Below are 13,309 nucleotides of genomic sequence, written 5' to 3'. Positions count from 1 at the left end.
TCTCACCCGAAGACGGGTTTCCACTCGTTAACGAAGACACGGTCGTTGCAACTCCCAGAAGTACGGGGTGTTGCAACGACCGCTAGAACCCAAGCGACGTTTTCGGGGCCTTTCTCGCGGTTCGGGAGGTGTTCAGGCGAACCAGAGAGCCAGCTCGCGGGCCGCGGACTCGGGCGAGTCCGAACCGTGCACGAGGTTCTGCTGAACCTTCAGGCCCCAGTCCCGGCCGAGGTCGCCACGGATGGTTCCCGGTGCGGCCGTGGTGGGGTCGGTGGTGCCGGCCAGGGCGCGGAAGCCCTCGATGACGCGGTCGCCGGCAACACGCAGGGCCAGGATCGAGCCGCTTTCCATGAATTCGACGAGGGGTTCGAAGAACGGCTTGCCGGCGTGCTCGGCGTAGTGCTCGGCGAGGAGCGAGCGCTCGGCCTGCACGAGCTTGATATCGACGAGGGAGTACCCCTTCGCCTCGATCCGGCGGAGGATCTCGCCGGAGAGGTTGCGGGCCACGCCGTCGGGCTTGACCAATACGAGTGTTTCCTGAACGTTCGTCATGAGTTCTCCTTGTTGTGTCTTTCGACGTTCTGTCTGTCGATCCGTGTGCCGGTGATCATGCAGTAGACCCACATGCCGGCGAAGAGCGCCCCGACGAAGAACATCGCCGGGTTGAGGAATCCGGTGGCGACGACGACGACCTGGACGGCCCAGCCGATCAGGTAGGCCCAGTTGTACCGTAGCAACCCGAGGGTGGCGACCATGATCAGGCAGAGCAACGCTCCACCGCCCAGGGTGACCCAGGCTGGCAGATCGCTCAGCCCGAAGATCACGAGGGTGGCCAGGAACACCACGATCAGCTCGAAGCCGAGCACGATCGAGGCGAGTGAGCGGCGAACCGATCCGCTTCTCATACGGTCATCCAGTCCCCCGCGTCGGCCAACGCGACGGCGTCACCGACGAGGGTGATCGACCCGGCGACGAGCACGGCGCGCTTGGGGGCGTCCTGGGCCCAGCCGCGAGCTGCGTCGAGGGCCTGGGCGAGGTCGCCGAACCTGAACGTGTCCGCGTCGCCGACGTGTTCAGCGACGAGGTCGGCGAGGTCGTCGACCGGGATCGCCCGCTCGGAGTGTGACTGGGTCACGTGGAAGCGGGCCACGGCGGGACGCAGGGCCTCGATGATGCCCGCGGCGTCCTTGTCGGCGAGGATGCCGACGACCACGACGATCTCGTCGAAGTCGAAATAGCTCTCCAGCGCCGCGGACAGGGCCAGGGCCCCGTGCGGGTTGTGCGCGGCGTCGACGAGCACTGTCGGCTCGATGCCGACCAACTGCAGCCGTCCGGGCGAGGTCGCGGTGGCGAGCCCTTCCACCAGGATGTCTTCGACCAGGGCCTGGCTGCCCGCGCCCAGGAACGACTCGACGGCGGCGATGGCCACGGCGGCGTTCTGGGCCTGGTGGGTGCCGTAGAGCGGCAGGAACAGTTCGGAGTAGGTGCCGGCGATGCCGCGCACGGAGATGAGCTGGCCGCCGACGGCCACGTGGCTGGCGAGGAGGGCGAATTCGCTGCCCTCGCCCACCAGGGTCGACTCGGTGAGCTCGGCGGCCCGGGTCAGCTCGGTCATGGCCTCCGGCGGCTGCGCTGCGGTCACGACGGCCGCCGCGGGCTTGATGATGCCGGACTTGGTGCGCGCGATCTCGGCGATGGTGCTGCCGAGCCGCTTGGTGTGGTCCAGGGCAATCGGGGTGAACACGGCCACCTGGCCGTCGGCGACGTTGGTGGAGTCCCATTCGCCGCCCATGCCGACCTCGAGCACGACCACGTCGACCGGCGCATCCGCGAAGCAGGCGAAGGCCAAAACGGTGAGGGCCTCGAAGAAGGTGAGGGGTTCGTCACCGGCGGTGGCGAGTTCGGCGTCGACCATGAGCAGGTAGGGCTGGATGTCCGCCCAGTTCGCGGCCAGGGCCTCGTCGGTGATGGACTGCCCGTCGATCACGATGCGTTCGTTGAGTCGCACGAGGTGCGGGCTCACCAGCAGGCCGGTACGCAGGCCGTAGGCGCGCAGGATGCTCTCGATGATGCGGCCGGTGCTGGTCTTACCGTTCGTGCCGGTCACGTGGATGATCGGGTACGAGTTCTGCGGGTCGCCGAGCAGTTCGACCGCCCGGCGGGTCGCCTGCAGCCGCGGCTGGGGAGATCCCTCGCCCACCCTTTCGAGCAGTGCGGCGAGCACGGCGTCGCCGGCGTCACGGAATTCGTCGGGGTAGTAATCGTCAGACATTGATGGTTCCTTTGTCGCGGGCGACGGCAACGATGACCGGTCCGTGGTTCGCGTAGTGGTTGGCCTCGAAGCGCACGTAGTGCTCCACGATCGAGCCGGTCAGACCGGGCAGCCATTCGGACGGGGTGCCGGCGGCATCGGCCGGCGCCGAGTGCGTGCTGAACCGGATGGCCAGGGTTTCGCCGGCGACGTCGACGCCTGTCGCCAACGAGAAGGTGGCGGCGTCGGCCTCGTCGAAGAAGACCAGGTCCAGGCGGATGCGGTCACTGACCTCGAAACCGGCCGACTTGCGGGTGTCCTGCACCGCGCGGATGAGGTCGCGGGCCAGGCCCTCCGCCTCGAGTTCGGGCGTGGTGGTGGTTTCCAGCAATACGAATCCGCCGCCGGCGAGCAGGGCGAGCGCCGAACTGTTCAGCACCGACTCGGCGTCCGTGGCCGTGGAGGCGGCCTGCAGTTCCAGCTCGTACTCCCCCGCGACCAGTTCGATGCCGCCGGCGGTGACGACACCGTCGGTTTCGGACCAGTCGCCGGTGCGGGCGGCCTTGATGACCTGCTGCACCTGCTTGCCCAGGCGCGGGCCGGCGGCGCGGGCGTTCACCGTGAGCTTGGAGGTGATGCCGTAGCTCTCAGCGCTGTCGGCCTCCTGCTCGACCAGGGTCACGGCCTTGACGTTCAGCTCGTCGCGCAGGATGCCCTCGAAGCCGGCCAAGGCGGCCGCGGCGGTGGTGACCACGGTGAGGTTCGCCAGGGGAAGCCGCACCCTCAGGCCGGCCTTCTTGCGCAGCGACAGCACTGTGGAACTGACCAGGCGCACCTGGTCCATGGCCGTGACCAGGCCGGGGTCGGCCGGGAACACCGTGGCATCAGGCCAGTCGGTGAGGTGCACGCTGCGTCCGCCGGTCAGGCCCTGCCAGATGCGTTCGCTGATCAGCGGCAACAGCGGCGCGGCTACGCGGGTCACGGTTTCGAGCACCGTGTACAGGGTGTCGAAGGCATCCGCTCCGGTGCCGTCGGCGGTGACGCCGGCCCAGAACCTGTCGCGGGACCGGCGCACGTACCAGTTGGTCAGCACGTCGGCGAAGTCGCGCAGGCGCGAGGCGGCGAGGGTGCTGTCGAGGCGTTCGAGGTCGCCGGTGACGTCCTCGATGAGGTCGCGGGTCTTGGCCAGCAGGTAGCGGTCGAGCACATCGGTGGAGTCGGTGCGCCAGGTGGCGGTGTAGTCGGTAGCGTTGGCATAGAGCGAGAAGAAGTACCAGGTGCTCCACAGCGGCAGCAGCATCTGGCGGGTGCCCTCGCGGATGCCCTCCTCGGTGACGATGAGGTTGCCGCCGCGCAGTACCGGGGAACTCATCAGGAACCAGCGCATGGCGTCGGAGCCGTCGCGGTCGAAGACCTCGTTGACGTTGGGGTAGTTGCGCAGCGATTTGCTCATCTTCTGGCCGTCGTTGCCGAGCACGATGCCGTGGCTGACCACGTTCTTGAACGCGGGCCGGTCGAACAGAGCGGTCGAGAGCACGTGCAGCAGGTAGAACCAGCCGCGGGTCTGGCCGATGTATTCCACGATGAAGTCGGCGGGGTTGTGGCTGTCGAACCACTCCCGGTTTTCGAACGGGTAATGCACCTGCGCGAACGGCATCGAGCCGGAGTCGAACCAGACGTCCAGGACATCCTCGATGCGTCGCATGGTGGACTGCCCGGTGGGGTCGTCGGGGTTGGGCCGGGTGAGCTGGTCGATGTAGGGGCGGTGCAGATCGGTGGGGCGCACGCCGAAGTCCGCTTCGAGTTCGTCGAGCGAACCGTAGACGTCGATGCGCGGGTAGGCGGGGTTGTCGCTCTTCCACACCGGGATCGGGGAGCCCCAGTACCGGTTGCGGCTGATCGACCAGTCCCTGGCGTTGCCGATCCACTTGCCGAACTGGCCGTCCTTGACGTTCTCCGGAACCCAGTTGACCTCTTGGTTGAGGTCGACCATACGATCGCGGAAGTCGGTGACCCTGACGAACCAGCTCGACACGGCCTTGTAGATCAGCGGATTGCGGCAGCGCCAGCAGTGCGGGTAGGAGTGCTCGTAGCTGGCCTGGCGCAGCAGCCGGCCCTGCGACTTGATCAGCTGGGTGAGCGGCTTGTTGGCGTCGCTCCAGAGCTGACCGGCGACCTCGGTGACGGCGGGCAGGAATTTTCCGCCGTCGTCGAGCGAGAGGATGACCGGGATGCCGTAGGCCTGGCAGACCGTCTGGTCCTCCTCGCCGTAAGCGGGAGCCTGGTGCACGATGCCGGTGCCGTCGGAGGTGGTGACGTAGTCGGCGACCACGAAGCGCCAGGCGTTCTGGGTGCCCCACTCGCTCTCATCGGCGTAATAGTCGAACAGACGGTCGTAGGAGACGCCTTCGAGGTCGCGGCCGGTGATGGTGCGGCTGATGGCGGCCGTCGCGTCGGCGGCGCTCTCGTAGCCCAGGTCTTTGGCGTAGCTGCCGACCAGGTCGATGGCCAGCAGGTACTCGGCGCCGAGCACCTCGGTGGTGGGATCGGGTGCGCCGGCCTGCTCGCGCAGCACCTCGGCATCCGGCGTGCCGTTGGGGCCGGCGGGAACGACGGCGTAGACGATTTTGGGGCCGACGGCCAGGGCGAGGTTGGTCGGCAGGGTCCAGGGGGTGGTGGTCCAGGCGAGGGCCCGCACGGCGGTGAGGCCGAGGGTCTCGGCCTTGGCGCCGACCAGGGGGAAGGTGACCGTGACCGTCTGGTCTTGGCGCATCTTGTAGACGTCATCGTCCATGCGCAGTTCGTGGTTGGACAGCGGGGTCTGGTCGCGCCAGCAGTAGGGCAGCACCCGGTAGCCCTCGTAGGCGAGGCCCTTGGTGTGCAGTTCCTTGAACGCCCAGATCACCGACTCCATGAAGGTGATGTCGAGGGTCTTGTAGTCGTTTTCGAAGTCGACCCAGCGGGCCTGGCGGGTGACGTACTTCTCCCAGTCCTTGGTGTATTCGAGCACAGACTCGCGGGCGACGGCGTTGAACGCGGCCAGGCCCATCTCTTCGATCTGGCTCTTGTCGGTGATGCCGAGCTTCCGCTCCGCCTCCAGCTCGGCGGGCAGACCGTGGGTGTCCCAACCGAACCGGCGGTGCACCTGCTTGCCGCGCATGGTCTGGAAGCGCGGGAACAGGTCCTTGGCGTAGCCGGTGAGGAGGTGGCCGTAGTGCGGCAGCCCGTTGGCGAACGGCGGGCCGTCATAGAAGACCCACTCCGGCGCTCCCTCGCGGTTGTCGATGGAGGCCTGGAAGGTGCCGTCCTTCTCCCAGAAGTCCAGTACCTCGCCTTCGATCTGCGGGAAGTTAGGTGAGGGAACGACGGCTGCGTCCATGCGGGCCGGGTCGGCACCGGGGAGGCCGAACGCGTTGTCTGTGGGCTGCTGCGGGTACGTCATGCTTCTCCTGGACGAGGCGGTGTTGAGTCGCTGGCCTATTCCACGAGGACGCTCGCCCCGACAGGACGTTGCGCGGTACCACCTCGCTTGCCGTTCCTGGAAGTAGCGAACGACCGCTCAAACTAAGGCTGTGACGGGCCCGACCCGTTCGGCTCTACTTGTCGAGAACGTGCCGGGGCACGAACACGACGTTCTTCCGAAGACTCCCCGGTGATAGCCGGATCTGCGTCTGTCGATCAATACTATCTTGTCATCAAGCCTGATCCCGGTCCAGAACCGGGTGGAACCCCGCACAGACCGGGGAGATCGCGGCGTCCACGTAGCCGGCCAGCTCCCCGCGGCCCACGCCGGCGGCGGCCCACTCCCTGGCGGCCGCGACCGCCGCCGCCACCACCGCGTTGGAGAACGCCCGTCCGGCGAGGTCGGCCAGGGCGGCCTGCCCCGGCCTGGCGCCGACGAACTCGTGCACGAGACCCACCTGTACGAGAAATCTGGCCAGTGCGGATGCCTCCAGCTCGCTGCTCGTCGCCATCAACTCGTACTGGGTGAGCGCCCAGGGCACCCGGCCGGGCCCGAACCCCGCGGCCACCCGCAGCAGAGCCTGTCGCACCGATTGGGTGACCGGGGCGGCCCTGTCGCAATCGGCGAGGCTGGCGGGCAGCACGGCCAGGCCCGCATCGACATCCACCCAGAGCAGATCGCTTTTGGCCGAGAAGTAATTGAAGAAGGTATTGCGGCTCACCCCCGCCCGCCGGGCGATGTCTCCGATCGTGGTACCGGCGTAGGTCTGCTCCAGGAACAGCTCAGCCGCGGCCTCTTCGAGCATGGCCCGGGACGACGCCTGGGGTCGACCGGGGGCACGGGAATCGGACACGGCTCTCCTGTGTTCTACGATGAGACTCAACACATCCTGTTTTTGGACTGAGTCCAATAATGCCACAGCGGGCTTTCCCCGTATCTCCCCTGAACCGCACCGCTTTCGTGAAAAGAGACCGCCGCATGCCCCGTCCGGGAATCGTTCCTCCGCGCTCCACCACCCTCGCCGCCCTGGCCGGTGCCGCAGCCCTCGGCCTCGCCCTGACCGGCTGCACGAGCGCCGCGTCCACTGGCGGCAGCGACGAGCCGACCAGCGGCGGAACCCTGACCTACGCATCCGGTGACGCCGAGCCCACCTGCCTGGACCCCCACGTCGGCGGCAACTACCCGCAGGCCCTGGTCAGCTCCCAGTTCCTGGAGTCGTTGGTCTCCCTCGACGCCGACGGCACCATCATCCCGTGGCTGGCCGACAGCTGGACGGTGAGCCCCGACGGGCTCTCCTGGGAGTTCACGCTGAAGGACGACGTGACCTTCACCGACGGAACCCCGCTGGACGCCGCCGCGGTGCAGGCCAACATCGCGCACCTGCAGGACCCGGAGACCGGTTCATCGACCGGATACCTGGCCCTGGCCAAGGTCACCGGTACCGAAGCGGTCTCGGATTCCGTGGTGCGGCTCACCCTGGCCCAGCCCGACAGCGCCCTGCTCGAGTCGCTCGCCCAGCCGTGGCTGGCCATCGAATCCCCCACCGCGCTGATGCGCAGCCAGGACGAGAACTGCGCCGCACCGGTGGGCACCGGACCGTTCATCGTCGATTCCTGGGTGAAGCAGAACGCCATCACCCTGGTGCGGAACGAGGACTACAGCTCTCCCCCTGCCGATGCCGAGCACAGCGGGCCCGCGTACCTGGAAGAAATCGTCTGGCGATTCATCCCGGACTCGGCCTCCCGCTACGCCGCCCTGCAGGCCGGCGAGGTCGATGTGATCGACAACGCCCAGCCCGACACCATCAGCCAGGCGGGGGCCAGCGACACCATCGTTCACCTCGACGCGCCGCGCCCCGGCGCCTCGAATCGCATCGAACTGAACTCCGGCAAGGCGCCGTTCAACGACGCCGCGGTGCGTGAGGCGTTCATCCGCTCGGCCAACGTCGACGACGCCGTTGCATCGTTGTTCCAGGGCAGCGCCGAACGGTCCACCTCCGCACTGTCCAGCGTCGAACCGCTCGGGGTGTCCAGGCCGGATCTGTTCGATTACGACCCTGACGCCGCCGCCGAGCTTCTCGACGGTGCCGGCTGGGCGGAGAAGGACTCCGACGGCTACCGGGTCAAGGACGGCGTGCGGCTCACCGTGGTCTTCCCGGTCAGCACCAACCAGTCCATCCCCGCCGAACAGTCGCTGTTCGAGCAGATTCAGGCGACGGCCAAGGAGACCGGGTTCGACGTTCAGCTGACCAAGCTGGACCTCTCCAGCTGGTACACCGCCCTGGGCAGCAACGCGTACGACGCCGTCAGCGCGCCGTACACCAAGATCGGCCCCGACGTGTTGCGGATCCTGTTCCACTCCGACGGCATCACCCCCGCGCCCAGCGGCTACTTCGCCAATCACGCCCAGGTGAACGGCCCCGAACTGGACTCCCTGCTCACCGAGGCGAACCAGGTCTCGACAGGCTCGACCAACGGTGCTGACGCCGACCAGCGCGCCGCGTTGTATGAGGACGCTCAGAACCTGATCCTGGAGGGCTTCTACATCCTGCCGCTCTACGACCAGCAGAACCACTTCCTGCTCGGCTCGGCGGTCGAGGGCGCTCGGGCGCTGCCGACGGTGTCGACGCCGGCGTTCTACGACACGTGGCTGAACCGCTGACGACAGCCGCCCGGCCGGGCGCACGGCGGCGGCTCCGAGGTCTCGCCCGGCGACTCGCCGGCGCGGTCTTCGTATTGTGGGCCGTCGCCACCGTCACGTTTTTCGCCGTGCGACTGATCCCGGGCGACCCTGCCGAGGCCATCCTCGGCGGTCCGGGCTCGCAGACCTCACCGGAGGCACTCGCGGCGGTGCGCGCCGAATACGGCCTCGACCAGCCGCTGCTGGTGCAATACCTGCAGCAGCTGGGCCGCCTGGCCACCGGCGACCTCGGCCGGTCCTACGCGCTCAACATGGATGTCGGCCCGCTCGTGCTCAGCCAGCTCGGCGGCACCCTCCTCCTGGCCGTCCTCTCGCTCGGCGTCGCCTGGCTGATCGCCCTCGTCCTGGCCACCTGGTCCACAAGGCGCGGCCGCCTCGCGGCCCGGATCGGCACCGGCCTCGAGATCGTCGCTGCGGCCCTGCCGCACTTCTGGCTGGCCACCACCCTCATCGTGGTCTTCAGTGTCTGGTGGGGGGTGCTGCCCCCGATCAGCACCGCGGATGCCCGCGGCCTGGTGCTGCCCGTCGCCACCCTGGCCATCCCCCTGGCCGGTTTCCTCGGCCAGGTCATGCGCGAGAGCCTGAACACCGCCCTGGAATCACCGTTCGTGCTCTCGGCCAGGGCCCGGGGGGAAAGCGACCGCGGGGTGCTCTGGCGGCACGCCCTGCGGCACGCCGCCCTGCCCGCGATCAGCCTGTCCGGCTGGGCGTTCGGCTCCCTGATCAGCGGCGCCGTGGTGGTCGAGACGATCTTCGCCAGGCCCGGCCTCGGCCGCACCCTGCTCAACGCCGTCACCGTCCGCGACGTTCCGGTGGTGGTCGGCGTGGTCATGGTGGTCGCGCTGGCCTACATCCTGATGACCATCGTCACCGACCTCGCGTCCGGCCTGGCCGACCCACGGCCCACCGAGCACGGGATCGGAGCGCTCTCGTGAGCGAACTGGAGATTCAGGCGTCGGCGACCGGTCACGGTGCCGGCCGCGCCCCGGCATCCGCCCGCGGCGGGTTCGGCATCATGCGGGTCTCCGTGGTGGAGCTCGCTGCCGTGCTCGTCGCCATGTTGCTGCTCACGGCGGCGATCGCCCCGCGCCTGCTCGCCCCGGGCGACCCGCTCGCCATCGACCCGCTGGCCGCGTTCGGCGCCCCGTCGTGGGACCACTGGTTCGGCACCGACGAATCGGGCCGGGACATTTACACCCGCGTCGTCGACGGCGCCAGGGACTCCCTCCTGATCGGCCTCACGGCCACCGTGATCGGGCTCGGTCTGGGCGCTGTCCTCGGCACGATCGCCGGCACCCTCGGCGCCGCCGTGGACTTCACGGTCAACAGGTTCCTCGAGGTGCTGTTCGCATTTCCGGGGTTGCTGCTGGCCCTGCTGTTCATCCTGGTCTTCGGTCCGGGCCCCGCAAGCGCCATCGTCGCGGTGGGGCTCTCCACGGCGCCGGGCTACGCGCGCATCATCCGCGCCCAGCTGCTGCGGGTGCGCTCCTCGGCGTTCGTGGAGGCGGCCACCGTGCAGGGCCTGGGCCGCGGGCGGATCCTGGCCAGGCACATCCTGCCCAATACACTGGCGCCGCTGCTGGTACTCGGCACCCTCGGCATCGGCCAGGCCATCGTCTGGGCCGCCGCGCTGAGCTACCTGGGCCTGGGCGCGCAACCCCCGGCCGCCGAGTGGGGCGCCATGCTCTCCGCCGGCCGCACCTACATCACCTCGGCCTGGTGGATGAGCTTCTTCCCCGGCCTGTTCATCGTGCTCACCGCCGTGTGCGCGACGACCCTCGGCCGCGCGATCGAACGACGGATGAGGCACGCATGAACACCACAGACTCCCGAGACGCCGCCCCGCTCGCCACCGGCTCGCACCCGGCGGTCGCCCTGCGGGTGGGCAACCTGCGGGTGGGCTTCGATGATGCGTCCGCCGACGACGCCGTGCGCGGCGTCTCGTTCGAGGTCCGCGCCGGCGAGTGCCTGGCCATCGTCGGCGAATCCGGTTCGGGCAAGAGCGTCACCGCGCGCAGCATCCTCGGCCTGGCCGGAACCGGGGCCAGGGTCAGCGCCGACGAGCTCAGCCTCGCCGGGGAGTCCGTGCTCGGGCTCTCGGAGTCGACCTGGCGCCGCCGCCGCGGCCGGGATGTGGGCCTGGTGCTGCAGGACGCCCTCGCCTCCCTGGACCCGCTCCGCCCGATCATCCGCGAGATCGGCGACTCGCTGCGTCTGCACACCCGCCTCGACCGGGCCGAACGCAGCCACCGGGTGCTCGAGGTCCTCGACGCCGCCGGGCTGGCGCGGCCGGAGCTCTACGCGGGCCGGCGCTCCGGGGAGCTGTCCGGCGGCCAGCGCCAGCGCGCGCTGATCGCCGCCGCCCTCGCCCTCGATCCCCCGCTTCTGGTGGCCGACGAACCCACGACGGCCCTCGACGTGACCGTGCAGGCCCAGGTGCTCGACCTCCTCGAGCAGGTGCGTGCCCGGGGCACGGCCATCGTGCTGATCAGCCACGACCTCGCCGTGGTGAGCCGTATCGCCGACCGGATCGCGGTGATGCACGAAGGCCGCATCATCGAGACCGGCACAACGGCCGAGGTGCTGCAGACCCCCCGGCACGCCGAGACCCGGCGGATGCTGGCCGCGGTTCCCGTAGACAGGCCGCGCGGGTCCAGGCTCGCGCCGGCGACCGCCGCGCGGGAGCCCGTGGTGGCGCACCGGCCCCAGCGCCTCCCCGAGCCCCTCGCCGAGCGCCTCCCCGTCAGCGTTGCCGCCCGGCCCCCGGCGGCAGAGCCCATCCCCGAACCGGTCCTCGCCCTGGAGGCCATCGGTCTGTCCAAGTCGTTCCGGGGCCCGCACGGCACCGTGCACCGCGCCGTCGATGAGGTGTCCTTCCGCGTGCCCACGGGAAGCACCCTGGGCATCGTGGGCGAGTCCGGCTCCGGCAAGACCACCACGGCCAGGCTCGCCCTCGCGCTCACGGCCGCCGACGCCGGCGAAGTGCGCCTACTCGGCGAGGCGTGGAGCACTCTGCCCGAACGCGACCGCCGGGCCAGGCGCCCCCTGGTCGGCGCCGTCTACCAGGACGTGCTCGGTTCATTCGACCCCCGGTTGAGCGTGCGCGAGATCCTTCACCACGCCGTCGCCGCCACCGCCGGGAGCAGCACCGGAGGCGGGTCGGCGGGGCGCCGCGCCACGGCCGCCCGGGCGTCCGCTCTTCTTGACGATGTCGGCCTGGCCGCGACCCTGTTGGAGCGCCGGCCCACCGACCTCTCCGGCGGGCAACGGCAGCGGGTGGGCATCGCCAGGGCACTGGCCTCCGGCCCCCAGATCCTCATCTGCGACGAACCCGTCTCCGCGCTCGATGTCAGTGTGCAGGCCCAGGTCCTCGACCTGCTCGACGAGCTGCAACGCGAGCTGAAGCTGAGCCTGCTGTTCATCTCCCACGACCTCGGGGTGATCCAGCACGTCAGCGACACGGTGGCCGTGATGCAGAACGGTCGGGTCGTCGAGACCGGCACCGCTGCCGACGTGTTCACGGCACCGACGCATCCGTACACGCAAGCGCTGCTCGCGGCGGTGCCCCGCGTGCACTGACTGCGTCCCTGAAGCCCCTCCCTGAACCCGCGGGTACCATACGCTGAGCCATGTGTTCTCCATCGTGACCTCAACGCTTCGGCTGGCCGCCTCCAGGTGGCCGGTTCTGCTGGCGTTGTATCTGGCCGGATGGCTGGCGCGGTACCTTGTGATCGAGGTCGCCGCCCTGGTCGGGACCACGGACGCCCTCGTCGCGTTCCTCATCATGCCCGTAGCCATCCTCGCCCGGCTGGCGAGCTTCATCGGGATGTTCCTGGTACTGCGCTCCGGGATGCCCGCGTTCGACGATCTCGCCAGGAACGGTGACGACGCCATCGACCGCACCGATGATGCGCCGGCCGCGACGCGTCCCAGCATGCAGGACCTGTTCCTGGCGAGCGTGCTGCCCTTCTTCGCCTTCTACGCCGCCTGGCAGTTCCTGGCGGAGGACACCCTGCAGTACGCGGCCTCGGCGCTGGCTAAGATCAACCCGTTCGACGACACCGACAACTCGGCCGGGGTGCTCAACCTCGAACTCACCTGGGCGTCTGCAACGGCGATCGCGATCGCGTTCACCGGGCGGTTTCTGCTCAAGCGGTACAGCGCCAGACTGCCGCGCTGGAGTGCAGTGGTGACGGTGTACCTCGAGGCCGTCTGGGTCTATCTCACCTTGTTCCTGATCAGCAGCTACCGTGATGAGGTCGACTCGTGGGTCGCGAACCGGGCGGCGATGCACTGGATAGCAGATCTGCGCGCCGAGCTGGGAGACGTCTTCGCCCCCATCGGGGTCGCGTGGGACGGCATTGCCTGGGCGATCGGCGAGGCCGGCGCCCTCGTGCTGCTCCCGGTCGCCTGGCTCGCGCTCGCGGGCATCGTCTACGGCCGGGCCCTCACCACGGGCCCGCTGCTCCTCAGGGTGCCGCAGAATCGTTACTCCGACCGGGTGCGCACCCGCTATGCCCGCGTGCCCAGGGCGGTCTCACGACGGTTTGCGGATGTCGGAACCGGCTTCGTGGGCCGCTGGAAGCCGCTCGCGAACGCCCTGACGCTGGTGTGGCGGGCCGGGGTGGTTCCGATGGGTGTCTTCGTGCTCGCCTACACCGTGATCGAAGCCGCCGGGGCCTGGATCGGGTTCGGCGCGACCCGGCTGATCGGCGCCCACGACCTCGTGACGTGGTGGATGATCGTCGACGACGGCCTCATCTTCGCCATCGAGGTCCTCCTCGAGCCGCTGCGCATCTGCCTCATCGCCGCCGGCTACGACTATTGCCTGCGCCGGTTGGGCGAGCGACGCCAGGCGGCCGCCCTCGCGGAACCTGTCAGCACGCCCGCGTAAC

Annotated in this window: 10 protein-coding genes; 5 read left to right on the top strand and 5 right to left on the bottom strand. The window is 69.3% G+C overall.

Annotated elements, in window-relative coordinates; genetic code table 11:
• Positions 1-132: 132 nt before the first annotated feature.
• From ndk to RCH12_RS09545, 5 genes are all read right to left on the bottom strand, one after another.
• Positions 133-552 carry a nucleoside-diphosphate kinase gene (gene ndk, locus RCH12_RS09565; protein WP_088456374.1) on the bottom strand — a complete coding sequence of 140 codons (420 nt, stop codon included), beginning with the start codon at positions 550-552 and terminating at the stop codon, positions 133-135.
• Positions 549-905, bottom strand: coding sequence for a DUF4233 domain-containing protein (locus RCH12_RS09560; RefSeq protein WP_103431971.1), 357 nt, complete (start codon positions 903-905; stop codon positions 549-551). The genes ndk and RCH12_RS09560 overlap by 4 nt, the downstream gene beginning before the upstream one ends.
• Positions 902-2,272, bottom strand: a complete 1,371-nt coding sequence (locus RCH12_RS09555) for a bifunctional folylpolyglutamate synthase/dihydrofolate synthase (RefSeq protein WP_327016723.1) — start codon at positions 2,270-2,272, stop codon at positions 902-904. Before RCH12_RS09555 ends, RCH12_RS09560 begins: the two co-directional genes overlap by 4 nt.
• Positions 2,265-5,693 (bottom strand): isoleucine--tRNA ligase, encoded by a 3,429-nt coding sequence (gene ileS / locus RCH12_RS09550; protein ID WP_327016722.1) that lies wholly within the window; start codon positions 5,691-5,693, stop codon positions 2,265-2,267. The genes RCH12_RS09555 and ileS overlap by 8 nt, the downstream gene beginning before the upstream one ends.
• Before the next feature lie 253 nt (positions 5,694-5,946).
• Positions 5,947-6,567: a TetR/AcrR family transcriptional regulator gene (locus RCH12_RS09545; protein WP_243399227.1), complete on the bottom strand. Its 621-nt coding sequence runs from the start codon at positions 6,565-6,567 to the stop codon at positions 5,947-5,949.
• Between the two features lie 125 nt (positions 6,568-6,692).
• On the opposite strand from RCH12_RS09545, the gene RCH12_RS09540 reads away from it, so the two are divergent.
• From RCH12_RS09540 to RCH12_RS09520, 5 genes are all read left to right on the top strand, one after another.
• The gene (locus RCH12_RS09540) at positions 6,693-8,375 is read left to right on the top strand and encodes an ABC transporter substrate-binding protein (protein WP_327016721.1); all 1,683 of its coding nucleotides are present in this window, start codon (positions 6,693-6,695) and stop codon (positions 8,373-8,375) included.
• Positions 8,360-9,349, top strand: coding sequence for an ABC transporter permease (locus RCH12_RS09535; protein ID WP_442784572.1), 990 nt, complete (start codon positions 8,360-8,362; stop codon positions 9,347-9,349). The genes RCH12_RS09540 and RCH12_RS09535 overlap by 16 nt, the downstream gene beginning before the upstream one ends.
• 80 nt (positions 9,350-9,429) lie before the next feature.
• Positions 9,430-10,230: an ABC transporter permease gene (locus RCH12_RS09530; RefSeq protein WP_103432148.1), complete on the top strand. Its 801-nt coding sequence runs from the start codon at positions 9,430-9,432 to the stop codon at positions 10,228-10,230.
• Complete coding sequence (locus RCH12_RS09525; RefSeq protein ID WP_327016720.1) at positions 10,227-11,993, top strand: ABC transporter ATP-binding protein; 1,767 nt, start codon at positions 10,227-10,229, stop codon at positions 11,991-11,993. Before RCH12_RS09530 ends, RCH12_RS09525 begins: the two co-directional genes overlap by 4 nt.
• Positions 11,994-12,045: 52 nt before the next feature.
• Positions 12,046-13,308, top strand: a complete 1,263-nt coding sequence (locus RCH12_RS09520) for a hypothetical protein (RefSeq protein ID WP_327016719.1) — start codon at positions 12,046-12,048, stop codon at positions 13,306-13,308.
• The last annotated feature ends 1 nt before the right edge of the window (position 13,309 follow it).

The sequence above is a fragment of the Cryobacterium sp. MP_3.1 genome, from assembly GCF_035984795.1.
Taxonomy (GTDB): Bacteria; Actinomycetota; Actinomycetes; order Actinomycetales; family Microbacteriaceae; genus Cryobacterium; species Cryobacterium zongtaii.
Note: the sequence above shows the minus strand (reverse complement) of the source record. Positions and strands in the feature narration are given on the sequence as shown.